Origin of the sequence: Solidesulfovibrio alcoholivorans DSM 5433, assembly GCF_000702665.1 — a bacterium.
GTDB classification, from domain to species: domain Bacteria; phylum Desulfobacterota; class Desulfovibrionia; order Desulfovibrionales; family Desulfovibrionaceae; genus Solidesulfovibrio; species Solidesulfovibrio alcoholivorans.
The window spans coordinates 23467-45697 of the sequence record NZ_JNJA01000005.1 but is presented as its reverse complement, the minus strand read 5'-3'; the positions used below and the strand labels follow the sequence as shown (position 1 = coordinate 45697).

The window sequence follows — 22231 nt, the reverse complement described above, 5'->3', positions numbered from 1 at the left end:
GGACAGACACGGCGCTTGCGGTTTCGGGCAAGCATGAGGGGGATGACTTCGCAGCGGATTTGGTGCAGGAAGGCACGTCGCAGCGAAGGCGTTCCCCATCCGCCGTCCGGGAGGACGACACGGGGGCTTCTTGTCACGCAACTGCGACGACACGTGTGCAAGGATGCATTTCGAGGTTCGCAGGACGTTGCGCGCCGATCAAACACCCCCGGGTGCTTTTTTCCCAGGCTGTCCTGTGCGGAAAACCCTCCAGCGGAGCGTGTCGGACAGTCGATGCGACCGCGACGGACTCCGGGCGCGCGCCACAACACGAAGATACGGAAAGCGATGACGACTTCTTCCTCCTCCACGGCGTTTGCCGACGCCCGCGACGATAAAATCCAGGAATTCTGGCAGGCCACGGCCGAGGACTACGACGCCTGGATCGCCAGCGACTTCGAGGACCAGTACGCGGTCAACTGGGAAATTCTGTCTCGATATGTCCACCCCGCGCACCGGGTCCTGGACGTCGGCTGCGGCCCGGGCAGCCTGAGCATCCGCCTTGCCCGGCAGTGCCGCGAGGTCTGCGGCGTGGACGTGACGCCCGAAATGATCCGCGTGGCGCAGGAGAAGCTGACGGACGCGGCGGAAAACGTCTCTTTCCACGAAGGGGACGCCTGCGCGCTGCCGTTTGAAAGCCACAGCTTCGACACCGTCATGAGCGTCAACGCCCTGCAGACTATGGACCAGCCGGATGCGGCCGTCGCGGAGATGCGCCGCGTGCTGCGGCCCGGCGGCGAACTGCTGCTGATCGCCTATTGCTACGGCGATTCGAGTCTCTTCGAGAACACCGCCCTCATGCAATGGGCCGCCAAGTACGGCGGTAACGTGCAGTGGCACAGCTTCACGTTCGAGCAGCTTGCCGCCCTGCTCCCGGCCAAGGGGTTCGAGGTCGTCGAAGCGCAAAAGATATGGGAAGGCCCGGTCGTCGCCTTCCTTCGCGGGAGAGCGACCGCATCCTGACACCACGCCACGGCGATCCCGTCCCGTCATCCCCCTGAAGCGCGGCCGGAGCGGCTCAGCCCTTTCCGGCCGCCGCAGGCGTCTTGCCGTCTCTCGCCTCCGCCCGCTCGTAGCGTGCACACCCCGTACACCGTCCCTCCAGCTCCCGCATGATGCCGCACTGTTCCACGGGCGTCACGCCGGTGCAGCATTGCCGCAGCGCGGCGAGCTGGTCGGACAAGGCCCGCAGCCGTGCGATGCGCTCGGCGATCCGGTCGATATGGGCGTCGAGCAGGACGTTGACCTCGCCGCAGTCGCCGGCCGCGCCGTCCTTGAGGGCAAGAAGCGCTCGGATCTCGTCCAGGTTCATTTCGAGCGCCCGGCAATTGCGGATAAACGTCAGGCGCGCGAGGTGGGAGGCGTCGTAGAGTCGGTAGTTGCCGTCCGTGCGGGCCGGCTCGGCGAGCAGGCCTTCCTTTTCGTAGTAGCGGACCGTGTCCGGTTTGCAGCCCGTGCGGCGGGCCAGTTCGCCGATGCGCATGGGGGACCTCCTTGCTAAAAAAACGCTTGACCCTGGAGTAGCTCCAAGGTGTCTCATGAGGGCGTCGGATGCAAGGAGGTTTTGCATGTCCACGCACGATCACGGCCACAGCCATGGCCATCCCCATACGCAGGAAGGGCCGCAGCCGTTTGCCGGCGGAGCCCCGTGCCATTGCGGCGGCGCATGCCAGGCCGCGCCGCGCCCGAAAAAGGAGGACGGCCCGCCGCCGGCGTCCGCCAGAAGCGACGTGTTTCGCATTGAGGCCATGGACTGCCCCACCGAGGAGGCGATGCTCCGCAAGGCGCTCGGCGGCATGCCGGGCGTGGCCGGGTTGCGCTTCAACCTGCTGTCCCGGGAGCTGACGGTGCACCACGACCTGCCGGACACGCTCGGCATCGTGGCGGCCATCGCGGCCCTCGGCATGGAGGCCGTGCCCGTGACGGCCGGGGGCGCGCCGCGCCCGGTTTCTGGTCCGGCCGGGCCGTGGGTGACCCCGGTCCAGGCCCTGGGGCTCGGCCTGTCCGTCGTGTCCGAGGCGGCTGACTGGCTGGACATCGCCGCGCCCTGGCTGCCGGTCGCCTGCGCCCTGGCGGCCATCGCGCTGTGCGCGCTGCCCATCTACCGCAAGGGTTTGATCGCCCTGTCCAGGCGTGAGCTCAACATCAATGCGCTCATGAGCATCGCGGCCACAGGCGCGCTCATCCTCGGCCAGTTTCCCGAAGCGGCCATGGTCATGGTGCTTTTCGCCATCGCCGAGCAACTCGAATCCGTGTCCTTGGCCAAGGCCAACGGCGCGGTGGCGGCGCTTTTATCCCTGGCCCCGGAAGTGGCGACCCTGCGCCGGGAAGACGGGACGTTCGCCACGGTCGCCGCGGGGAGCGTGCCAGTCGGCGCGACCATCCGCATTCGGCCCGGAGAGCGCGTGCCCCTCGACGCCGTGGTTGCCGCCGGGCATTCGTCCGTGGACCAGTCGCCGGTCACGGGCGAAAGCCTGCCCGTGGAAAAAGGGCCGGGAGAAGCGCTTTTCGCGGGCAGCGTCAACCAGGAAGGCGAACTGACGGCCACGACCACGGCCCTGGCCGACGATTCGACGCTTGCGCGCATCACGCGCGCGGTGCTGGCCTCGCCGGGGAAGGAAGCGGACATGAAGCGCTTCGTGGACCGCTTCGCGGCGGTCTACACGCCGGCGGTCTTCGCCGTGGCCGTGGCCGTGGCGCTCGCGCCGCCCCTGTTTCTTGGCGGGGGCTTTGCGGAATGGATCTACAAGGGGCTCGTGATCCTGGTCATCGCCTGCCCGTGCGCGCTCGTCATCTCCACGCCCGTTTCGGTGGTCAGCGGTCTGGCCGCGGCGGCGCGGCGCGGTATCCTGGTCAAGGGCGGGCTCTTCCTGGAGCGCGGCCACGCCCTCCGGACCATGGCCCTGGACAAGACCGGCACCGTGACCACGGGCCGGCCGGTGCAGACGGATTTCGAGACCCTGGCCGGCGACGCGGCCGCAAATCGTGTCATCGCGGCGAGCCTGGCCGCGCGCTCGGACCATCCCGTGTCCCGGGCCGTGGCGCAGCAGGCCGCAGCGGACGGCATCGTGCCGGGACACGTGTCGGCGTTTTCCGCCCTGCCCGGCCTTGGCGTGCGCGGCGAGGTGGAAGGCCAAGCGTACCATCTGGGCAACCACCGGCTGATCGAACGGCTGGGGGTGTGCTCGCCCGCCGTGGAAGCGCGCCTGGCCGCCCTGGAGGGTGCGGGCAAAACCGCCGTGCTTTTGGCCGACACGTCCGGGGTGCGCGCGATTTTCGCCGCCGCCGACGTCATCCGGCCGCACAGCCGCGAGGCGGTTGAGGCCCTGGCGCGGCTTGGCGTCGCGACCGTCATGCTTTCCGGCGACAACGCGCGCACGGCCGAGGCCGTCGCCCGGGAGGCGGGCATCGCCGAGGCGCACGGCGACCAGATGCCCGAGGACAAGGCCGCGGCCGTGAGCGCGCTGCGCAAGGCTCTCGGTGGCAAGGGGCTCGTGGGCATGGTCGGCGACGGCATCAACGACGCCCCGGCGCTGGCGCGGGCGGACATCGGCTTCGCCATGGGCGCGGCGGGCACGGACGCGGCCATCGAGACGGCGGACGTGGCCATCATGGACGACGACCCGCGCAAGCTCGCGGCGTTCATTGGCCTGTCCAAGGCCACCGTTTCGGTGCTGCGGCAAAACATCGCCCTGGCGCTCGGGCTCAAGGGGCTCGTGCTGGCGCTCACCGTCGCGGGCTACGGCTCCATGCTGCTCGCGGTTTTCGCGGACATGGGCACGAGCCTGCTCGTGATCGGCAACGGGCTGCGGCTGCTGCGCCGCTAGCGCATGGCGGCCGGTGCCGTTGCGGCGTGTCCGATCCGGGACAGGCCTATAGTTTCCCGCGCACGTTGCCGATAGGGAATACGATAACAATGCGGGAGGCGCAGGATGGATATCGGGAGCGTGACCGGCGCGTTCACGGCGCATGCGACGCTGGCGCTGGCATCGGCCACGACCGCACCGTCGCAGGCCGATACGTCCGACGGCCACACGTACCAGCGGGCCATGGGCACGTCGGCTTCGGCCGCGTCCAATATGCTGTCCACGAACTTCGCCACAACGGACGCGACAAGTTCGAAGTACATCAAGGCGACGCTCTCGAGCCTCCAGACGCAAAACAGCTTCGGCGACAGGATGGGTACCCTGCTCGACGGACTGAGCGCGCAATACTCCCTGCTGGCCTCCTCGATGCAGGTCTCCAGCGGAAATGGGACATACGTCGCCGCGACCCTCATGCAGCACCGTGTGGAAGAAGGCGTACAGCGCACGACGGAGAACGAAGTCGCGGACCAGTCGTCCAAAAACCTGGACGACATCAAGGAAGACATCGAACAGCGGGCGCAAGACGCGACCCAGCCGCAAGACGCCGCCTCCCAGACAGGGCAGGACGCCACGACCGACGGGGCTGCGGCCACGGCGACGGCGGCAGCCGCAGCAAGCGTCTCGCCGGCCGAATCGGACGGCGCCGCCGAAACCACCTCCCCGACGACAGGGGAAAGTGCCGCTCCCCTCGCGCCCTCGTCGCCCGGCATGTCCGAGGACGCCGCCGCTCCGGCAACGCCGACAAGCGCGACCGAGTTCCCACTTTCGGCCTATGCCGCGCAGCAGGCCACCCAGGCGCCGACCACGACAACAACTGTGGACATGCAGGTCTGAAACCGGCCGCCAACCGACAAAAACAAAACGGGCCGCGGGGAATTCCTGCGGCCCGTCGTCATTTCGGAAAAGAAAAGCCTAGAACGGCACGTCGTCCATGCCCGAGGCTTCGGAGGGGAAGGCCGGACCCGGCTCTTCGTCGGGATAGGGCTGGTTGCCGCGCGGGGGGGTCTGCTGGCCGCCGCGCGGGCCGCCCTGGCCGCCACGCGGACCGCCTTGGCCGCCACCGCCCTGCCCGCCGCCCTGGTAGGAGCGCCGGCCCTGGAAGCCCTCGTCGCCCATCGGGGCCTCGGCCGCCATGCCGCCGCGCGAATCGAGCCCCTGGATGGTGTGGCCGGGACCGGTCACCACCACCTCGGTCATGTAGCGCTTCTGGCCCTGCTGGTCTTCCCAGCTGCGGGTGCGCAGCGTCCCCTCGACGTAGACGAGCCGGCCCTTGGCCAGGTAGTTGCCGCAAAATTCCGCGGACTTGCCGAAGACCTTGACCCGGTGCCATTCCACCCGGTCCACCTTGTTGCCCTCGCGGTCCTTGTAGGACTCGTCCGTGGCCACGCTCATCTCGGCCACGGGGCTGCCCGAGGGCATGTAGGTCAGCTTGGGGTCCTGGCCGAGCCTGCCGACCAGAATGACTTTGTTGATGCTGCCGGCCATCTGCCGCCTCCTTCATCACGCGCCGTGGCGCGGCAAAATGTCAGGGGGGATGCCTCCGGCGGCCAAAGGGCGAAGCCCTTTGGAATCCCTTGCGGGGTTCCGATCCGTCGGCCTCCGGTTTCAAGTCCGCTTCGGGCGATCCGGACCCTTGTCAAAATCCTCTAGTCCCTGGGCGCGAGCTTTTCGAGCTCGCCCAGGGCGTCTTCCAGATCATAGGAAAGCTTGTCCGCCGTGTGCGCGTCGCGCTCGCCAAGGGCCGCCTCCAGGGCGGTCTTGAGCGCCATGGCCCGCTCGACGCCAGGCAGCAGCGCCTTGCGGTCGGCCCCGGGCAGATCGCCCAGGCGCACGGCGTCGTCGAGGGACTGCACGAGTTCCAGCAGGCCCAGCGGGCCGGCCGGGGGCGTGGCCGCGGCCGGATAGGCCAGGGCGTAGAGCCGCTCGTAGCGCCGCGCGGCAGCGGTCGTGTCGAAGGTCTGGGCGATGACGCGGATCTGCAGGTACTTTCCCATGACTACTCCCGCTCCTCCCAGTCCGTGCGCACCCGGTTGACCACGTCCTGGATGAGGCTGGTCTGGGACGCCGGGCACACGCCGACAAGGGGCGCGCCCTGGTCCACGTTCTGGTCGTGCTGGAAATAGACCGCGTAGATGATGCCTTCCGGGCCTTCGTAGACCAGCGGCTTTTCCCGCTTCATGCGCGAGACGATGAAAAGCTCCATGCCGGACTGGACCTTGACCGCGTGCGGCCCCGAGGCCTTGACCTTCTTGTCCACGCTCGGGATGAAATAGTACTTGGCCCGTTCCGGTGCGGTGAAAAGGTAGAGCACCTGGCGCAGGATGGCGGCGATGACCTCGTCCTTGGACAGGAAGTGGCGGATGACGGCCAGCTTCGTGCCCGCCTCGACGAATTTCCCTTCCAGGTCGCTGCTGACCTCGCCGACCACACCCTTGGCCCCGGCGAAAAGCGGTTTGTCGTTGTGTTCGCGGGTGAGCTTGGCGAGCAGCGTGCCGGGCTTTTCGCCGTAGGTTCCCGAAGTCGCCGTCACGTGCGTGCCCGGCTCGATGCCGGCGAAACGCACCACGCCCGTATGGGGCGCTTCCACCACGATTTCCTCGTAGGGCGAGGCTTTGATCTGTTCCAGCAAGGCTTTGACGTCTATCACAAGCGTTCCCCGCCGCCGGCCGTGCCGCCGGCACTGGAGTTTCCGTATTCGTTACAACGCGGCGCGCCCCGAAGCAATCGCGTCGCGCTCCCTGTCCCCCCGTCGGGGAGGTCCAGGAAGGGATCATCCCCTCCTGGCCGCCGGAGGCATCTTCCTCTTCTCCCCTCAGCCCTACCGGTAATACAAATTCCGGCCGCCGATGGTCAGCAGAACCTGCTTCAGGTTCTTGCGGATCTCGCGGCGGTCCCAGATGCCCTGGATATGGCCCCGGGCCAGGGCGTTGTGGGCCCGGTGGTAGTCGGGCGGGATGTCGATGCCGGTGGTTTCCTTGATGACGCCGGGTCCGGCGAAGCCGATGTTGGCCGAGCGCACGGAGAACTGGTAGGGCGAGCAGCCGAGGAAGCTCGCCACCGGGCCGGCGTAGGAATTGGTGTCGTAGAGGACCACGTAGAGGCCGCCCGTTTCGATGTAGCGCCGCACGGCCAGGGTGACGCGGGGCATCTGGATGAGGCCGTTGAGGCTCTCCTGGATGCGGATGCCGGCCGTACCGTGGACGTAGGCCAGGAACGGGAAGTGGCGGCGGCGCGCCCGGGCCAGGGCGCGGATGAACTTCTCGCCCTCGGCCGCGCCGACCGAGCCGCCTCGAAAGGCGGAATAGAGTACGGCGGACGTGACCTTGATGCCCTCGATTTTCGCGTCCAGGGAGACGCAGGCGGACTTGCGCCCGGTCTTTTCCTTGGCCGCGGCGAGCTTGGCGTCGAAGCCGGGATAGTCCAGCGGATTTCCTGCCTCGATGTCGGCGTCGTATTCCACCACCGAATCCGGGTCGAAGACGTTGCCGAGCACCCATTGGTATTCCATGGGGAAGTGATGGCCGCAGTGGACGCACACGCCGGCGAAGTCGCCGTAGAGGTCCGGGGCCCAGAGGTCGGGGCAGCCGTAGGTCGTGGACTCGGGGCAGCTGACGGCCTTGTCCTCGGCCGCCTTGGGGCTCACGTAGCGCCAGCCGAACTCCTCGAGACAGGCTCCCTGCTCGGGCTGGGAGAGCTCGACGAGCATGCGACTTTTTTCCGGGTCGCAGGCGACGGGGGCGTTCTTGTCGCGGCTTTTGCGCAGGGGCGCGGCGAGGCGGTTGGCCACGAGCCGGGCCTCGGCCTCCAGATCGCCCACTGTCTTAGCCAGCTTTTTGACGTTTTTGCCGAGGAAGTCGTAGCGCAGGAAGGAATAACCCGACCAGAGCATGCTCTGCGCCCGGGAGGCGATGCGCGCGCCGGAGGGGCGGCTGTCGCGGAAGGCCGTCTCGGCCATGCGGCGGTACTTGCAGTAGCGCTTCCAGACGAGCCGGTCGGCCGCGGCTTCGTCCAAGGTCCAGCGCACGAACATGCCTTCGGCGTCGTTGGCCTTGCGCCGGGAGGCGACCAGGGCGCGAAAAAGCTTGAACCCGGCCACGCCGAGGAAGACCTGGTCCGTGGCGCGCACGACTTCCTGGCGCAGGTCCTTGAAGAAGTCGTAATGGTGGGGCCGCGCGCCGAGGTCGGGTTCGTCCACGACCTTGTCGATGTAGCCCATGCGCAGGTTGTCGGCGGCGGTGATGTTGAGCCGCTTGGCGCAGGCCTCGATGAGGTCCGGGGAAACGCGCTGTCCCTGGCGGATGCCGGCCTCGATGGCCGCCGCGCCCTCGGGGGAGATGACGGAATAGTAGCCGTGGGAGAGCATGAGGCGCACGTCGGAAAGGCCGATGGCCTCGGCCCCGCCCGAGCCGCCCTCGGAAATCACCGACACCACGGGCACGCGCAGCCCGCCCATCTCGTAGAGGTTGCGCGCGATCTGCTGGGCCGCGCCCGGGAAGTCCTCCACGGGGTAGGCCCCGGGCGTGAACACGTAGGAGTGGATGGGGATGCGCTCGGTCTCGGCGACCTTCATGTACTGCAAGGCTTTGGCGTTGCCCCAGGGCTTGACCGAGCCGCCGTTGCGGAATTCCTGGCCGTGGCCCTTTTCCTGGCCGATGACCATGACGGGCTGGTTGATGACCTTGTCGCCCTTTCTGCGCGTGATGTAGGCGCGGGCGATGAGCATGCTCGGGTCGATGGAGTATTCGTCCTGGCCGCCGATCTCGGTGTAGTTGTCGTAGACGTTTTCCAGGATGTCCTTGAGGCTCACCCGGGCGGGATGGCGCACGATGCGCACGCGGTCCATGGGGGTGAGTTCGTCGTCGAGCTTTTTTTCCAGGAAGGCGAACAGGTCCTCGAGCTGGCGCAGCATCTGCGCCTTCTCGCCGGGAGGGGCGTCGGCGCGGGCGGCGAATTCGCCCAGGCGCGAGCGCATGAGCGCGATGTTCGCGTTCTCCCGGCCGCCGAAGATGTCCTGGATGTATTGCAAGCGATCGCTCAATTCGACGACGCGCTTTTCGATTTCCATAAGCGTATTCCCGAAACGCCGTCCCGGCCGCGCGCGGCGCGCGGGACGGGCCGCTTAGAATTGCAGGATGGTGGCGGTCTTGTCCCGCAGGAAGCGGACGTTGGACTTGAGTTCCTGTCCCGCGCCGTCGGCCCCGGACAGGGTCAGTTCGTCCAGATAGCCCACCCCGCGCTTTTTGGCCTCGGCCAGATCCTTGCCCCAGATGATGGCCAGGGCCAGGTTGGGGTCGTATTCCGTGGGGATCTCGTAGGGCGCGTCCATGGGGATGTGGGTATGGAGCTTTGCCCAGGGCAGGGTCGGCGCCAGGAACTGGTCGATGCGCCCGACCCAGGGGGTGAAGCGGTTGGCCGGGTCCTCGGCGATGATGCGGTATTCGACGCCCACGCCCTCGAAGGCGATGTCGGACTGGTCGTAGCCCATGGGGTCGCCGAGACCCATGCGGATCTGCTCGGCGATGAGGTTGACGCCGCCTTGGCCCTTGATGCGGGAAATGGCGGCGGACACGCCGTTTTCCACCTGGATGCGGGTGTTGACCTCCATGAGGAAAGGCTGTCCCGTGGGCGAGACGATCCATTCCCAGGTGCCGACGTTGTCGTAGGCCACCTCCCTGGCCATGGCCAGGGAGTAGCCGACGATGTCGTCGAGGACCTTGCCGGCGTCGAAGGCGTATGCGACTTCCTGGGGCCTAAACCCCGGGGCCACCTCCACGCGCTTTTGCCGGCCCGTGGACTGGATGGTGCAGTTGCGGGTGCCGAAGTGGACAATGCTCTTGCCCGAACGGTCGGCCACGATCTGCACTTCGAGGTGGTTGAAGTCGAAGATGCGCTGCTCGATCAGCACGCCCTCGTCGTGGAACTGGCGCTTGGCGTAGTTGCGGATGCGCCGGTAGACGGTCTTGAACTGGTCGATGTCGTAGATTTCCTCGATACCCATGCCGCCGCCGCCGGCCGAGGCCTTGACCAGGACCACGGAGTTGCTGATGCCCTGCTCGGCCTGGAAGGCGAACAGGGTCTCGGCGATCTCCTCGGCCTCCATCTCGTCGTAGACGGGGCGGTCGGAGCCGGGGACGGTGGGAATGGAGAGGCTGCGCGCCAGGCGCTTGGTGTTGATCTTGTCGCCGAGCGACCGGATGATGCGCCAGGAGGGGCCGATGAAAACGAGGCCCCGGGTGCGTTCGGCCACGCGGCGGGCGAAACGGAAATCCTCGGCGAAAAAGCCGTAGCCGGGATGGATGGCCGTGGCGCCGCTGTGGTCGGCCACGGCCAGGATCTCGTTGGCGTCGTGGTAGGAGCTGATGCGGTAGGCGCAGTCCGGCCCGCCGAGTTCCCGGGCCAGGGCCAGATGGCCCGAAGCCGCGTCGGCCTTGGTATGGACGCAAACAAAATCCAGGCCGAGCGAAACGCAAGCCTGGATGATGCGCATGGCGATCTCGCCCCGGTTGGCCACCAGGACCTTATGTTTGTTCGTCGGCACGATCCGTCTTCTTATCCTCAAGGTTTCCGGCCATCTCCCGCGCCTTGCGCAGGTCGATACGCCGTTTCTGTATTTCCAGCACCAGTTTGTCGAGCCAGGCTTCCTGGCGCAGGGTGAGTTCCCCGAAGGCCAGGCCGGCCAGGCCCGTTCCCGTCACGCGCACCACGGTGACGGGCAAGGCCGCGATCAGGGTGCGCGGCCCGATGGCCAGCGTCACCCGCCCGGTCCGGCCCGCGGCGAGCACGCCGTCGGGATCGACCAGGGACAGGCCCGCAGCGCTGACGTCGTGAACCACGTAGGCACGGTCCGCGCCGTCGTCCCACAAGGCGACAAGGCCGCGCACGCGCTCGCGATGCGCGGCGCGCCGGCCCTGTTCCCCTTCCAGCGTGAACGAAAAGTCCATGCCGGGCTCCCTATTCGCCACCGATGAAGCGTTCCAACACAAACTCCACGCGTTGGTTCCGCGCCCGGTGCTCCGGGGTATTGTTGGGGTAGAGGGGTTCTAAATCAGCTAATCCCGTGGCTGTCAATCGGTTGGGGGGCATCCCCAAGGACACCATGTAGCGCAGCACGGCCACCGCCCGCAAGGAGGAAACCTCCCAGTTGTCGCGAAAACGGCTGCCCGCGGCCGGGGGCTGGTCGTCGGTGAAGCCCCGGATGTTGATGCGCTCGCCGGCGGTCCTTATGAGAAAATCGTACAGGGTGCGCAGCCGCGCCTTGCCCTCCTCGGTCAGGTCCACGCCATCCTTGGGGAAAAGCACGCCCGAGGGAAAGGCGATGGTGATCTTGCCCGATTCCAGGGTCGCGGCCACCACGCCCTCCAGGCCCTTGGTGGACACGTAGGAGCGGAACTGGTCGTAGACCCGGCGCTGCTCGCCGATGATGCGCTGCTTGAGGCGCGCCTGCTCGACCAGGGTGGACAGTTCCGGCGTGGAAATCGGCGACGAGGTGGCGGACTTGGCCTGGTTGCCCAGGGCGTTTCGCACCGAGGTGAAGGAATCCGTGAATTTCTTGACGTCCAGGCTCGACATGGAAAAGAGCATGATGAAAAAGCTCATCAGGAGCATGGACATGTCGGCCAGCGTGGTCAGCCATTCGCTGGGGGCCTCGGCCTCCTCCATGTCGTCGTCAAGGCCGGCTTCGTCATCGGCGCTCATAACGGCGCTCCTTGGGGGCAATGAACGAGGACAGCTTCTCGTAGACCAGCCGCGGGTTGTTGTTTTCGAGGATGCACTTGGCCCCTTCGAAGATGATCTCCAGCTGGAGCGTCTCGTTTAGGGTGCGCGAGCGCAGTTTTCCGGCCACGGGCAGGAAAAACAGCGTGGACAGCATGGAGCCGTAGAAGGTGGTGATGATGGCGACGGCCATGGCCGGGCCCAGGGTCTTGGGGTCCTCCAGGCGCGTGAGCATCTGCACGAGGCCGATGAGTGTCCCGATCATGCCGAAGGACGGCGCGTAGCCGGCCAGGGACTTGAATACGGCCTCGCCCACGGCATGGCGGCGTTTCATGGAGCCGATCTCGATGCGCACGGTCTCGCGGATGAGCGCGGGATCGGCGTTGTCCGCGATGAGCTGGCAGGCCTTCTTGAGGATGGCGTTGTCGGTGTGGATGTTTTCCAGGGCGATCAGGCCTTCGCGGCGGCTGATCTCGGCGATGCGCACCATCATGTTGACGACTTCGGCGTCGCGGACCTTGCGCGAGGAAAAAATCTGCATCATGGCGGAAAAGGCCTGGAAGACCTCCGCAAGAGGATAGGCGACGCACGTAGAGGCCAGCGTCCCTCCCATCACGATCATGATGCTCGGCACATTGACGAACTCCATGAGCGTGCCGCCCATGAAAATGGCGCCCAGCACCAGGGCGATGCCCGAGGCCAGGCCGAGAAACGTTCCCAGATCCATGCGAGCGTCCGTTGCGTGCGAGAGTTGCGACGCATGCGGTCAGGAAGGGCCTCCCCCTTCCCTGCCGCCATGCGCCGTGCTATGACGGCGAGAGACGGGAGGAATCTACATGCACTACGGCGAGGATGTAAAGCAGGCCGTGGCGGCCGCGCAGCAGGCGCTCGGCCCCCTGGACGCCGGCGCGGTGGGGCTGGTCGCGGGCACGGGCCTTGGCGGCGTGGCCGCGCTCATGGAAGGGACGCGCGAACTCGCCACGGCGCAGTTGCCCGGCTTTCCCCGGTCCACGGCCCCGAGCCACGCCGGACGCCTGGTCTGCGGCACGGTGGGGGGGAGGCCGGTGGCCTTCCTGGCCGGACGCCAGCACCTCTACGAGGGCTACAGTCCGCGCGAGGTCGCTTTCGGCGTGCGCTTCCTGGCCGGGCTCGGCGTGCGCACGCTCGTCCTCACCAACGCGGCCGGGGCGCTCGACCCGCATTTCGCCGGGGGCGGGCTCATGCGCATCACGGACCACATCAATTTGACGGGCCGCAACCCGCTGGTCGGGGCCAACGACGACGCGCTCGGGCCGCGCTTTCCGGACATGAGCCGGGCCTATTGCCCGCGCCTGGGGGCGATCGCCGACGCGGCGGCCCTGGCCTGCGGGCTGCGCCTGGAGCGCGGGGTCTACGCCGGGGTGCTCGGGCCGAGCCTGGAAACGCCGGCCGAAACGCGCATGCTGCGCCTGCTCGGGGCCGACGCCGTGGGCATGTCCACGGTGACGGAGGTCATCGCGGCGCGCCACCTGGGGATGAGCGTACTCGCCGTCTCGTGCCTGACCAACGTCAACCTGCCGGACTGCATGGCCGAGACCACCATCGAGGCCGTGCTCGAAACCGCCCGCCGCGCCGAAGCCGACCTCGCGCGCCTGCTCGCGGCGGTCATCCCGGCCTGCTGACGCCGCCCACCGCAAAAACCTGCGCCGCCCCCCCTTTTCGGGAGGTCCAGGAGGGGCCGCCGCCCCTCCTGGCCGCCGGAGGCGTTCCCCCTCCTCCTCACTCCTACTTCCTGCTCCCTGCTCCCTGCCGTCCTACCCCATCTTGACCTTCTGCACGCAGTGGATGGCGGCCAGGTCGCGGATGCAGGACACGGCCTCCAGGCAGGACCAGTCGCAGCGCAGGGTGAAACGGTAGGTGGAAAGCCCTTCCTTGACCTTGCTCAGGCTCAGGTTTTCCACGCCGAGGTCCCGGGAGCGGAAAAAGGCGAGCAGGTTGTCGAGGGTTTCGCGCGACTCCTGGCAGGTGACGCTGATCACGCGGTAGGCCTCGCGCCGGATGCGGCGCTGGAAATGCTTGAGGATGGTCAGGGAGACCACGCCAAGCAGCGTGCAGGAAACCGGGATGAGCAGCATGCCCGCCCCGAGCGCCATGCCGACCCCGGCATTGAACCACAGTGTCGCGGCCGTGGTCAGGCCCCGGATGGCCCCCCGATCCTTGATGATCACGCCCGCGCCGAGAAACCCGACGCCGGTAACGATCTGCGCGCCGATGCGCGAGGGGTCGAGCCCGAGCGGAATCGCCCCCGAGTCCTCGCCGGCGAGATAGTAGAAGTATTTGGAGATGACCATCATGAGGGCGGAACCGAGGCACACCAGCAGATTGGTGCGCAGCCCGGCGCTGATGCCGTGCCGTTCCCGCTCGTAGCCCAGAACCGCGCCGCAACAGACCGCAAGGACCAGACGCAGCAGCAATTGCGCTTCATACGGATACGCGTTCATGGACGTTCTCCCGCGCTTTTCGTGCGCCCCGCACGTTTTTCACGCCGACGCCGCTCCCTCCTCCTCGCAGCGACCGCAACCGCCGGGAAACCGCGCGGTCGCGAAACGCCTGGAAAACGCTTCCGCCACGGCCGGTTGCAGCAACCGGCCGTGGCGACCCACTTTGTTACGGCCTCGCCCATCCCGGCCGATCCGTCAAGGGGCGCGGCGCGGACGCGGACGCAACAGGGCGAAAAATCAGGAAGGCGAGGCCGTGGCGCGGGGACTCGGCCGGCGCAGGCGGCCGGGTTCCACCGGAGCGAATGTTGCGTAGATGGCGTTGGCGCGGGTCCACCAGCCTTCCACGGGCGCGGCGGCGAATTCCAGGCGGGTGACGCATTTCGCGCCCTTGTAGGCCAGATCGTAGGGACAGACCAGCCGCAGGGGCGCGCCATGGGCCAGGGGCAGCGGCGCGCCGGCGAGAGTCAGGGCGAGGAGATAGTCCAGGCGCGGGTCGCGCAGGTCAGCCAGGGGCAGGCATTCGACATAATGGTCGAGCCCGCCCGGACGCGAGCGCGTGCGGCCGAGGCTGTGGAAAATCACGTAGCGGGCCTCGGGTTTCGGCCCGGCCTTGTCGGCCAGGGTCGCCAGGCGCAGCCCGCCCCAGGCCAGATCGCCCACGGACCATCCTTCCACGCAGTGGAAATCCGAGACCTGATTTTCCTGGGGCAGAGCAAGCAGGTCGGCGTAGGACAGGCGCAGGGGTTGCCCGACCAGCCCGTCCACGACCAGGACGTAGGGCTCGGCCGGCCCGCGTTCGTGCGTCACCATGCCCGTGGCCGCGTCGAAGCCGAAATCCTCGATCTCCACGGTGCGCACCGGGAACTGCCGCACGAAATAGGCCCACGCCGTATCGGCCATGCGCCCGAACACCGCCGCCCCCGCCAGAATCTGCAAGAGAAGCCTTCTCGTGATGCCGCCCATGGGAACCTCCATCGTCCCCCCATATACGACATCACGACTCCCCGGCAATGCCTTCCTCGTCGGGGTGGGGCCGGGAGGGACTCAGTCCCTCCCGGCCGCCGGAGGCATTCTTTCCCCCTCCCTCCGCTCCGCCACGGCCACCGCGCCGCGGCGGCCGAGCAGGCGCAGGAATTCCGCCACGGCCAGTTCGGCCTCGCGGAGGTCCAGGGAATATTGCGTGGCCAGGGCGGCGGCGATCTCCCCTGCCGTGCGCCGGCCGTCGATCAAGCGCCATACCGCCGAGCCCATGGCGTCGAGCTCCACGGTCTTGCGCAGGGGCTTGCCGTCCCAGACGCCGAACCGTTTGGCCAGGCCGGCCAGGGCCGGGCGCACGGCCACGGGCAGCGACAGGCGCACGAACCCGGCCGGCGTCTCGTCCGCGTCCACGTCGCGGCTGACGACCGGCGCAAAGGCCAGGGCCTCGCGGCGGCTGAGTACCGGCTCGGGCGGGGTGTTTTTTTTCCTAAAGGGAAACACAACGCGCCGCCGTTTGCGCAAGCCACTGCCTGTCCACGGGGGAGGCCGCGACAAGCGCCGCGCCGTAGAGCTTGTTGGCGGCCGCGTCGTGGCGCAGGACCGCAAGAGTGCCCTGGCGGCCGCAGCGCCGGGCGACCACGTCGACAAAACCCGTGCCCTGGCGGCGGGCGAGCCAGACCGCCGGGCAGCCGGCCATGGCACCCTCCTCGCGCACCGTGGCGTCGGTCAGGCCGAAGGTCCGGGCGGCCGTGTCCCCCAGGCTCGATTGGGCGAGGATCACGTCGGCCGGGGCCAGGCGCACCACGTCCAGACGCCGGCCCCGGGCGGCGAAGGTGAGGGAGAACCGCCCCGGCACGAAGGAAAAGGCGGCCAGGGCGAAGCCTTCTGGCGCGACGAAGGACAGGCCGTACACCCGGTAGGCCGGCGGCCCCGGTTCATGATGCTTGAGCCCCGCAAGGGCGGCGGCCACATCCGCCACCCGCGCCGCTTCCGGGCCGTGTGCGCCGCCGTAGGCCTGAAACACGGCGGCCATGCCGCAGTGCGGGCAAAAGAGCGCCGCGCCAAGGCCCGCGCGGCCGTCCCTGCGCCAGGAAAGGGGCATGAGTTCGAAATCGGCCAGGGCGTTGGTCCAGGCCTGCGGCAGTTCGCCCCCGGCCCGGGCGCGGCCCTTGGGGGTGAGCGCCTTGAGCGCCGCCTCCATGCCGTCGCGCCCGGCGCGGGCGCGCCATTTGAACTCGAAGGCCGGGCCATCGTCGTCCTCGAAATAGAGATAGCCGAGCCCCAGCCGGGCCGGCCGCCAGTCGGCCGGGACCGGCAGGCTCACGCCGTTCCAGGCCAGGGACACGGCCTTATCGCCGTCGGTTGCGCGCATGCGGGGGAATGTAGGCCAGCGGCGCGTCCCGGACAAGGGGCCGGAGCGGGAGGGGTCGAGCGGACTTGCACCAGGGACATGCATTACTAAACAGAAATATTATTTCATGACTGTAATATGCAAGGATATGCCCGGATACTGACAATTACGTCAATCTTTACAAACCTGAAATGTTACAAACCAGCTTCTTTAGGCTATGCCGACGCTGGAAAACAACAGAAACATGGGTGTTTCTCTTTTTGACGGTACAAAGTTGCACGATTGTACCGACACATTCAACACTCTTGTCCGCCACCAGCGTGGCCACGCAGCCGTTTCGCGGCATCGCCCTTTGAATCCCAAGTGATTTCAACGGGAAAACGCAACGGTCCGGGCCTTGCAGCAATCCCGTCGTCACGGCGAAACGACACAACAAGCGGAGGGGAACCATGATCACGGCAATCGACTCATCCTGATGCAACCACTTCCATCGGCTTTCGCGGGAAACGCTCACCCAAAGGCCCGGCGCAACCGCTTCGGGACAACCATGGACGTGGAGAACACCATGAAAAAAGGCATACACTTTCTGCTCCTGGCCCTACTAACCCTCACGCTGGCCCTGCCGCTTACGGCGCTGGCCGATGACGCTCCGGTTCCCGATCCTTCCGGCGCTTCCATCGGCACCGCGGCCGACGTCGTCGGCGCGACAGCCGGCGCGCCCACCAAGGAAGACATGGCGACCCTGGCCGAAAAGGAACCCCTGGCCGCCAAGCTGGCCGACGTGGTCGGCCACAACCGCATCTCCATCAACATGGTCTGGACGCTGATCTGCGGCTTCCTGGTCATGTTCATGCAGGCCGGCTTCGCCCTGGCCGAGACCGGATTCACCCGCGCCAAAAACGCAGGCCACACCATGGCCATGAACTTCATGGTCTACGGCATCGGCATGCTCGGCTACTGGATCTGCGGCTTCGCCCTCCAGATGGGCGGCGTCGGCGGCGTGGCCAGCCTCGGCGGGGCGCAGGTGCTCGCCAACGAGGTGTCCATCAACATCGGCGGCAACGAGTTCGGGATTTTCGGCGCGACGGGCTTCTTCCTGTCCGGCGTGTCCTACGACGCGGTGGTCTTTTCGCTGTTCCTGTTCCAGATGGTCTTCATGGACACCACCGCCACCATCCCCACCGGCACCATGGCCGAGCGCTGGACCTTCAAGTCCTTCGTCCCCTACGCCTTCTTCATCTCCATGTTCGTCTACCCGCTCTACGCCAACTGGGTCTGGGGCGGCGGCTGGCTGTCCACCCTCGGCAAGTACTTCGCCCTGGGCCATGGCACGGTGGACTTCGCCGGCTCCTCGGTGGTGCATATGACCGGCGGCGTGGCCGCCCTGGTCGGTGGCATGATCCTCGGGCCGCGCCTGGGCAAGTACCGTGAGGACGGCACGCCCAACGCCCTGCCCGGCCACCACATCCCCATGGCCGTGACCGGCTGCTTCATCCTGGCCTTTGGCTGGTTCGGCTTCAACGCGGGCTCTTCGCTGGCCGGCACGGACCTGCGTATCGGCGTCGTCGCCACCAACACCATGCTCGCCTCGGCCGCCGGAGCCATGAGCTCCATGCTTTACATGTGGATCCGCTTCGGCAAACCCGACATCTCCATGATCGCCAACGGCTTCCTGGCCGGACTTGTGGCCATTACCGCGCCCTGCGCCTTCGTCAATTCCGTCTCGGCCGTGATCATCGGCGCCATTGCCGGCGTGTTGCTGTGCCTGAGCGTCTTCTTCGTCGAAGGCACGCTCAAGATCGACGACCCGGTCGGCGCGATCTCGGTCCACGGCGTCAACGGCGCGTTCGGCCTGCTGTCGGTGGGCCTTTTCGCCGACGGCACCTACGGCGACGCGCTCAACGGCGTGGACGGCACGGTCAAGGGCCTTTTCTACGGCGACGGCGGCCAGCTCGTGGCCCAGCTGATCGGTATCTGTACCAATTTTGTCTTTGTCTTCCTGGTGATGTATGTCTTCTTCAAGGTCCTCAACGTGATCGTGCCGCTGCGCGTGAAGCCGGAACACGAGCTCGAGGGCCTGGACCAGTACGAGGTGGCCGTGACCGCCTATCCGGAATTCGTCCTGCAGAAAACCCACAGGTAAGACGCGGAGATCGCCATGAAGAAAATCGAAGCCATCATCAAGCCGTTCAAGCTCGACGAGGTCAAGGACGCCCTGGACAAGCTCGGCATCCACGGCCTGACCGTGACCGAAGTGCGCGGCTACGGCCGCCAGAAGGGCCATGTGGAAGCCTACCGCGGCGTGGAATACCAGGTGCAGTTCAACGCCAAGGTCAAGCTCGAGGTGGTCGTGTCCGACGACATGGCGCAAAAGGCCGTGACCGCCATCCGCGAGACGGCCAACACCGGCAACATCGGCGACGGCAAGATCTTCATCTACGACCTGGCCGACGTGGTGCGCATCCGCACCGGCGAAACCGGCGAGCAGGCGATCTAGCGCCAGCCTTCCGTTTTTGACGGAAACGTACAAGAGGCGGGAATCCGGGCGACCGGGTTCCCGTCTCGGCGTTTTCGGCCGGCGCGGGCGCGCCTTGACTTAAGTCATGCCCCTGCCGGCCGGCCCGGGGCAGGTTCGGGGCCAGGAGGAAACGCCCATGCTCCCTGCCCCGCACGCATCCGATCTGCCGCCCCTTGCGGACATGACCGCCGACGACGTCGTCGCGGCCATGCGCGAGGCCGGCGGCTACCTGGACATCGCCCCGGCCGACGCTTTGAACCTCTACCGCCTGGCCTACGCCCACGTCGCCGCACGCCTTTCCCGCGACGTGCCCGTGACGCAACTCATGACCCGGAACGTGGCCACGGCCTCGCCCGGGGATACGGTGCTCGAGGCCGCGCGGCGCATGGCCGCGGCCGGCGTGTCCGGCCTGCCCGTGCTCGCTGCGGACGGCAGCGTGGCCGGCGTGGTTTCGATCCGCGACCTGCTGCGCCACGCGGGGCTTGCCGCAAACGCCGGCCCGGCCGCCCTGCTCGCCCTGCTGCTCGACCCGGCCACCTGCGCCCTGGCGACGCTTTCGCCGCGCGCGGGGGAAGCCACGGTCGCTGCGGTCATGACGCGCCCGGCCGTGTGTGTCGCGCCCGAAACCGGCCGTCTGGAAGCGGCCCGGATCATGGCCGCGCAAGGCATCAACCGCCTGCCCGTGGTCGCGGCGGGCCGGCTTTGCGGCATCGTCAGCCGCGGCGACGTGGCGCGCTCCTGCCGCGACATTCCCGGAGGGTGCGGCCTGTGAGCTATTTCGCCAAAATGCGCGGCGGCGCGGCGCATCCGCCCCGCGTCGGGCTGCGCGAAATCTTCTGGTCCTTCGTCGGGGCCATGGCCGGCATCGGCCTCGTGGCCTGGCTGCACGAGGACGTGGTCGGCCCGGCCGGGCTCACCATGCTCATCGGCTCGTTCGGGGCCTCGGCGGTGCTGCTCTACGGCGCGCCCAAAAGCCCCCTCGCCCAGCCGCGCAACCTCCTCGGCGGCCATTTCCTGTCAGCCCTTTGCGGCGTGGCCGTGCGCCTGTGTCTGCCCGGGCCGCACTGGCTCGTCTGCGCCCTGGCCGTGGCCGGGGCCATCGCGCTCATGCACGCAACCGGCACCCTGCACCCGCCTGGCGGGGCCACGGCGCTGATCGCGGTCACGGGCGGGGCCAAGCTCTACGCCCTGGGCTTTCTCTACGCCGTGGTTCCGGCCCTTTCCGGCGCGCTGGTCATGCTCGGCGTGGCCCTGGCCGTCAACAACCTCGCCCCGGGCCGGCGCTATCCCGAGTACTGGTTCTAGGCAGCACCCGTGTCGGAAATAAAGCAATCATGGCAAGAAGGAAACATTACCACACCGTCATGCGAAGCAGGACGCTTTGCCTTGCATTCTCCATCCCTTTCTCTATCTCTTCATACGAGGAGTCCCGAAAGGCGACAGGCAGCGGAATACCTGCGACTACAGCCCATGGAGTTCGTATGAAGCGTTTTTCTCTTCTTTCGGCCGTTTTCGTCTTTTCCTGCATGCTGTCCGGACTGGCCATGGCCGGGGCCGACGATGCGAAATGGGTCGCCCAGTGCATAAACGACAACAAGGACGCCAAGGTATCCATTGAAGTCATCACAAAATATTGCACCTGCATGAACAACAAGATGGACGAAAACGAAACCAAGTCCATCACGCAATGGGAAAAAACGCATCCGAACGAGATGGCCGCCTGCGACAAGGAATCCGGCTGGGACAAGTAGCCGCGTATGCAAACGGCCGGGGGACGCTTGTCCCCCGGCCGTTTCGGCGGCGGCTGCGCAATGCACGCCCGGAAATGTCAGACGAAAAGATCGATGGACGGCGTTTGCGGCGATTGTGCAAGTGCATCATCCGCCGCGTCTTGCGACGTGGGAACGGCCGGGGCCGCGCCTTGGGGAACCGCAGCGTCCCCGACGGCTGCTGCGGACGCCTGCGCCGGGACGGCCTCTTCTGCGGAAGCCGGCGTCGCGGCGGCATCGCCGTTGGCAGCCTGGGGCACGGTGCTATCACCTCCGGCAGCCGAAGACGCGGCGTCTCCCTGCCCGGCGTCGCCGCCCTGGGAAGCCGCTTGCCCGGCGTCCCCGTCCGGGGAAGCCGTCTGGCCGGATTCGCCTTGGGCGGTTTGGCCCTGCGCCTCCTCGGCTTTCCGGTCGATGTCCTCCCGCACATCCTGAAGATTTTGCGCATTGGATTCCGTGGAATCCTTGAGCGCTTTTGCCTGCGCCATCTTGTCGTCGCCGTACCAGAACGCCGCATCCGTCACGGATTCTGGCAGGATGCTCGCGAGAACGTTCAGCATGCTGCTGGCGTCCATCTGCCTGTCGATGGCATGCGCATTTTTCGTCGCGGCAAGATACTGCGATTCGTTCTTCCCCGTATGCACGAAATTGCCGGACAGAACATTCGAAGCAGTGCTCTTGTTGGAGGCGAGCAAGGTGTTTGAAAGGCCATCAGTCGATGATTGCGTAGAATTTCCTGTGGTTGCTGCCACCGTCTGCGTGCCGTCCTGCTGCACCGGACGAAAGAGATTCAACCCATTACCGCCACCTGCCGGAAAGGTCGTCGCATCCACCATGTCGTGTCCCCTTGTTCCTGCATCCTCTCGCCTTTGGTGTATATCGGTTATTAGGATAATAAGTTTAGGCCTCGCATATTGTCTTCCGGCTTCTTTGCCCGAAAAGACACGACGCCCTTTGCGGCCTACGCAAAGCCGTTATCAAAATGCGTGGTTCCCGGAGCCTGCGGCGGCAATATCGAGCACCATCTTGAGGTTGTCGCGCAGCACCGTGTAGCGGGCGTCCGGCTCCCGGACAACAATCCTGAATCCCGCCTTTTCGTAGAGCCGGCGCGAGGCGGGAAGTCCGTCCACGGTCCAGAGAAACACCCGGGGGAAGCGCTGTTCCCGGCACCAGTCCAGGGCGCGGGCGAGCAGCGCCTTGCCCACGCCCCTGCCGTGCCAGTCGGGATCGACGATGAAAAAGCGCAGTTGCGCGCCGTCCGGGTCGGTGGTGCGTCCAAGGACCGCCACGGAGCCCACGAGCCGCTCCCCGGCGTACGCCCCGAGCATAAGGTCGCACGCCGGGTCGTAGCCTTCGATGAACGCGCACATGTCGCGCGTGGCCAGGATCTCGAAAGGCGCGCCCGCGCCCCAGGCCTTGGCGTAGTACCGGCCGTGCAGCTCGCCCACGCGACCGACGATGCCCGGCTCGTACCCGGGCCGCAGGGCCACCCCCTGCACGACCATGTTCCCCTGACA

The 22231-nt window shown here is 67.2% G+C and carries 25 protein-coding genes; 9 read left to right on the top strand and 16 right to left on the bottom strand.

All coding sequences use genetic code 11. The features are described from left to right. Positions 1-327: 327 nt before the first annotated feature. Entirely contained in the window at positions 328-1002 is a 675-nt protein-coding gene (locus Q368_RS0110875; RefSeq protein WP_043785708.1) for a class I SAM-dependent methyltransferase, read from the top strand. 55 nt (positions 1003-1057) lie between these two features. Here the strand turns inward: Q368_RS0110875 and cadR are convergent, their stop codons facing one another. Then, on the bottom strand, positions 1058-1522 hold the full coding sequence (gene cadR / locus Q368_RS0110870) for a Cd(II)/Pb(II)-responsive transcriptional regulator (RefSeq protein ID WP_084158742.1): 465 nt from the start codon (positions 1520-1522) through the stop codon (positions 1058-1060). An 85-nt stretch (positions 1523-1607) separates the two neighbouring features. Here cadR and Q368_RS0110865 point away from each other — a divergent pair, with 85 nt between their 5' ends. After that, positions 1608-3866 (top strand): heavy metal translocating P-type ATPase, encoded by a 2259-nt coding sequence (locus Q368_RS0110865; RefSeq protein ID WP_029459097.1) that lies wholly within the window; start codon positions 1608-1610, stop codon positions 3864-3866. A 105-nt stretch (positions 3867-3971) separates the two neighbouring features. Next, a complete protein-coding gene (locus Q368_RS0110860) occupies positions 3972-4739 on the top strand; it encodes a hypothetical protein (protein ID WP_029459096.1) in 768 nt (255 codons plus the stop codon). A 78-nt stretch (positions 4740-4817) separates the two neighbouring features. Here Q368_RS0110860 and Q368_RS0110855 read toward each other — a convergent pair whose 3' ends face one another. From Q368_RS0110855 to Q368_RS0110820, 8 genes are all read right to left on the bottom strand, one after another. Next, the gene (locus Q368_RS0110855) at positions 4818-5390 is read right to left on the bottom strand and encodes a single-stranded DNA-binding protein (RefSeq protein ID WP_029459095.1); all 573 of its coding nucleotides are present in this window, start codon (positions 5388-5390) and stop codon (positions 4818-4820) included. Positions 5391-5551: 161 nt separating this feature from the next. Further along, on the bottom strand, positions 5552-5899 hold the full coding sequence (locus tag Q368_RS0110850) for a hypothetical protein (protein ID WP_029459094.1): 348 nt from the start codon (positions 5897-5899) through the stop codon (positions 5552-5554). 2 nt (positions 5900-5901) lie between these two features. Next, positions 5902-6552 carry a hypothetical protein gene (locus Q368_RS0110845; RefSeq protein WP_029459093.1) on the bottom strand — a complete coding sequence of 217 codons (651 nt, stop codon included), beginning with the start codon at positions 6550-6552 and terminating at the stop codon, positions 5902-5904. A gap of 171 nt (positions 6553-6723) precedes the next feature. Beyond that, positions 6724-8970 (bottom strand): acetyl-CoA carboxylase, encoded by a 2247-nt coding sequence (locus tag Q368_RS0110840; RefSeq protein WP_029459092.1) that lies wholly within the window; start codon positions 8968-8970, stop codon positions 6724-6726. Positions 8971-9024: 54 nt separating this feature from the next. After that, positions 9025-10443, bottom strand: coding sequence for a biotin carboxylase N-terminal domain-containing protein (locus Q368_RS0110835; RefSeq protein WP_029459091.1), 1419 nt, complete (start codon positions 10441-10443; stop codon positions 9025-9027). Then, positions 10424-10846, bottom strand: a complete 423-nt coding sequence (locus Q368_RS0110830) for a PilZ domain-containing protein (RefSeq protein WP_029459090.1) — start codon at positions 10844-10846, stop codon at positions 10424-10426. The genes Q368_RS0110835 and Q368_RS0110830 overlap by 20 nt, the downstream gene beginning before the upstream one ends. Before the next feature lie 10 nt (positions 10847-10856). Then, complete coding sequence (locus tag Q368_RS0110825; protein WP_029459089.1) at positions 10857-11600, bottom strand: OmpA/MotB family protein; 744 nt, start codon at positions 11598-11600, stop codon at positions 10857-10859. Then, positions 11587-12345: a motility protein A gene (locus Q368_RS0110820; protein WP_029459088.1), complete on the bottom strand. Its 759-nt coding sequence runs from the start codon at positions 12343-12345 to the stop codon at positions 11587-11589. Before Q368_RS0110820 ends, Q368_RS0110825 begins: the two co-directional genes overlap by 14 nt. Before the next feature lie 109 nt (positions 12346-12454). Between Q368_RS0110820 and Q368_RS0110815 the strand changes: the two genes are divergently transcribed. Next, positions 12455-13279 (top strand): purine-nucleoside phosphorylase, encoded by an 825-nt coding sequence (locus Q368_RS0110815; protein ID WP_029459087.1) that lies wholly within the window; start codon positions 12455-12457, stop codon positions 13277-13279. A 132-nt stretch (positions 13280-13411) separates the two neighbouring features. Here Q368_RS0110815 and Q368_RS0110810 read toward each other — a convergent pair whose 3' ends face one another. The 5 genes from Q368_RS0110810 to Q368_RS25615 form a co-directional block, all read right to left on the bottom strand. Continuing rightward, positions 13412-14098 (bottom strand): MgtC/SapB family protein, encoded by a 687-nt coding sequence (locus Q368_RS0110810; RefSeq protein ID WP_029459086.1) that lies wholly within the window; start codon positions 14096-14098, stop codon positions 13412-13414. 237 nt (positions 14099-14335) lie between these two features. After that, the gene (locus Q368_RS0110805) at positions 14336-15061 is read right to left on the bottom strand and encodes a molybdopterin-dependent oxidoreductase (RefSeq protein ID WP_029459085.1); all 726 of its coding nucleotides are present in this window, start codon (positions 15059-15061) and stop codon (positions 14336-14338) included. 81 nt (positions 15062-15142) lie between these two features. Beyond that, entirely contained in the window at positions 15143-15577 is a 435-nt protein-coding gene (locus tag Q368_RS0110800) for a PqqD family protein (protein WP_245611326.1), read from the bottom strand. Beyond that, on the bottom strand, positions 15564-16448 hold the full coding sequence (locus Q368_RS0110795; RefSeq protein ID WP_029459083.1) for a hypothetical protein: 885 nt from the start codon (positions 16446-16448) through the stop codon (positions 15564-15566). The genes Q368_RS0110800 and Q368_RS0110795 overlap by 14 nt, the downstream gene beginning before the upstream one ends. Positions 16449-16605: 157 nt before the next feature. Then, positions 16606-17010, bottom strand: a complete 405-nt coding sequence (locus Q368_RS25615) for a hypothetical protein (protein WP_156955686.1) — start codon at positions 17008-17010, stop codon at positions 16606-16608. Between Q368_RS25615 and Q368_RS0110790 the strand changes: the two genes are divergently transcribed. From Q368_RS0110790 to Q368_RS0110770, 5 genes are all read left to right on the top strand, one after another. Continuing rightward, positions 16993-18570: an ammonium transporter gene (locus Q368_RS0110790; protein WP_029459082.1), complete on the top strand. Its 1578-nt coding sequence runs from the start codon at positions 16993-16995 to the stop codon at positions 18568-18570. The genes Q368_RS25615 and Q368_RS0110790 overlap by 18 nt on opposite strands. Positions 18571-18585: 15 nt before the next feature. Next, positions 18586-18924, top strand: coding sequence for a P-II family nitrogen regulator (locus Q368_RS0110785; protein WP_029459081.1), 339 nt, complete (start codon positions 18586-18588; stop codon positions 18922-18924). Between the two features lie 157 nt (positions 18925-19081). Then, complete coding sequence (locus Q368_RS0110780; RefSeq protein ID WP_029459080.1) at positions 19082-19717, top strand: CBS domain-containing protein; 636 nt, start codon at positions 19082-19084, stop codon at positions 19715-19717. Further along, positions 19714-20250 (top strand): HPP family protein, encoded by a 537-nt coding sequence (locus tag Q368_RS0110775; protein ID WP_029459079.1) that lies wholly within the window; start codon positions 19714-19716, stop codon positions 20248-20250. Before Q368_RS0110780 ends, Q368_RS0110775 begins: the two co-directional genes overlap by 4 nt. A gap of 176 nt (positions 20251-20426) precedes the next feature. Beyond that, positions 20427-20696 (top strand): hypothetical protein, encoded by a 270-nt coding sequence (locus Q368_RS0110770; protein WP_029459078.1) that lies wholly within the window; start codon positions 20427-20429, stop codon positions 20694-20696. 77 nt (positions 20697-20773) lie between these two features. On the opposite strand, the gene Q368_RS0110765 is transcribed toward Q368_RS0110770, so the two are convergent. Both Q368_RS0110765 and Q368_RS0110760 read right to left on the bottom strand, forming a co-directional pair. Next, entirely contained in the window at positions 20774-21550 is a 777-nt protein-coding gene (locus Q368_RS0110765; protein WP_029459077.1) for a hypothetical protein, read from the bottom strand. Between the two features lie 141 nt (positions 21551-21691). Beyond that, entirely contained in the window at positions 21692-22219 is a 528-nt protein-coding gene (locus tag Q368_RS0110760) for a GNAT family N-acetyltransferase (protein ID WP_052360112.1), read from the bottom strand. Between the last annotated feature and the right edge of the window lie 12 nt (positions 22220-22231).

Coding starts and splice junctions, on each gene's coding strand:
- Q368_RS0110810 (WP_029459086.1), bottom strand. CDS start 14,098: ATGAACGCGTATCCGTATGAAGCGCAATTGCTGCTGCGTCTGGTCCTT.
- Q368_RS0110790 (WP_029459082.1), top strand. CDS start 16,993: ATGAAAAAAGGCATACACTTTCTGCTCCTGGCCCTACTAACCCTCACG.
- Q368_RS0110785 (WP_029459081.1), top strand. CDS start 18,586: ATGAAGAAAATCGAAGCCATCATCAAGCCGTTCAAGCTCGACGAGGTC.
- Q368_RS0110865 (WP_029459097.1), top strand. CDS start 1,608: ATGTCCACGCACGATCACGGCCACAGCCATGGCCATCCCCATACGCAG.
- Q368_RS0110825 (WP_029459089.1), bottom strand. CDS start 11,600: ATGAGCGCCGATGACGAAGCCGGCCTTGACGACGACATGGAGGAGGCC.
- Q368_RS0110765 (WP_029459077.1), bottom strand. CDS start 21,550: ATGGTGGATGCGACGACCTTTCCGGCAGGTGGCGGTAATGGGTTGAAT.
- Q368_RS0110795 (WP_029459083.1), bottom strand. CDS start 16,448: ATGCGCGCAACCGACGGCGATAAGGCCGTGTCCCTGGCCTGGAACGGC.
- Q368_RS0110770 (WP_029459078.1), top strand. CDS start 20,427: ATGAAGCGTTTTTCTCTTCTTTCGGCCGTTTTCGTCTTTTCCTGCATG.
- Q368_RS0110780 (WP_029459080.1), top strand. CDS start 19,082: ATGCTCCCTGCCCCGCACGCATCCGATCTGCCGCCCCTTGCGGACATG.
- cadR (WP_084158742.1), bottom strand. CDS start 1,522: ATGCGCATCGGCGAACTGGCCCGCCGCACGGGCTGCAAACCGGACACG.
- Q368_RS0110860 (WP_029459096.1), top strand. CDS start 3,972: ATGGATATCGGGAGCGTGACCGGCGCGTTCACGGCGCATGCGACGCTG.
- Q368_RS0110760 (WP_052360112.1), bottom strand. CDS start 22,219: ATGGTCGTGCAGGGGGTGGCCCTGCGGCCCGGGTACGAGCCGGGCATC.
- Q368_RS0110830 (WP_029459090.1), bottom strand. CDS start 10,846: ATGGACTTTTCGTTCACGCTGGAAGGGGAACAGGGCCGGCGCGCCGCG.
- Q368_RS0110815 (WP_029459087.1), top strand. CDS start 12,455: ATGCACTACGGCGAGGATGTAAAGCAGGCCGTGGCGGCCGCGCAGCAG.
- Q368_RS0110805 (WP_029459085.1), bottom strand. CDS start 15,061: ATGGGCGGCATCACGAGAAGGCTTCTCTTGCAGATTCTGGCGGGGGCG.
- Q368_RS0110840 (WP_029459092.1), bottom strand. CDS start 8,970: ATGGAAATCGAAAAGCGCGTCGTCGAATTGAGCGATCGCTTGCAATAC.
- Q368_RS0110875 (WP_043785708.1), top strand. CDS start 328: ATGACGACTTCTTCCTCCTCCACGGCGTTTGCCGACGCCCGCGACGAT.
- Q368_RS0110820 (WP_029459088.1), bottom strand. CDS start 12,345: ATGGATCTGGGAACGTTTCTCGGCCTGGCCTCGGGCATCGCCCTGGTG.
- Q368_RS0110850 (WP_029459094.1), bottom strand. CDS start 5,899: ATGGGAAAGTACCTGCAGATCCGCGTCATCGCCCAGACCTTCGACACG.
- Q368_RS0110855 (WP_029459095.1), bottom strand. CDS start 5,390: ATGGCCGGCAGCATCAACAAAGTCATTCTGGTCGGCAGGCTCGGCCAG.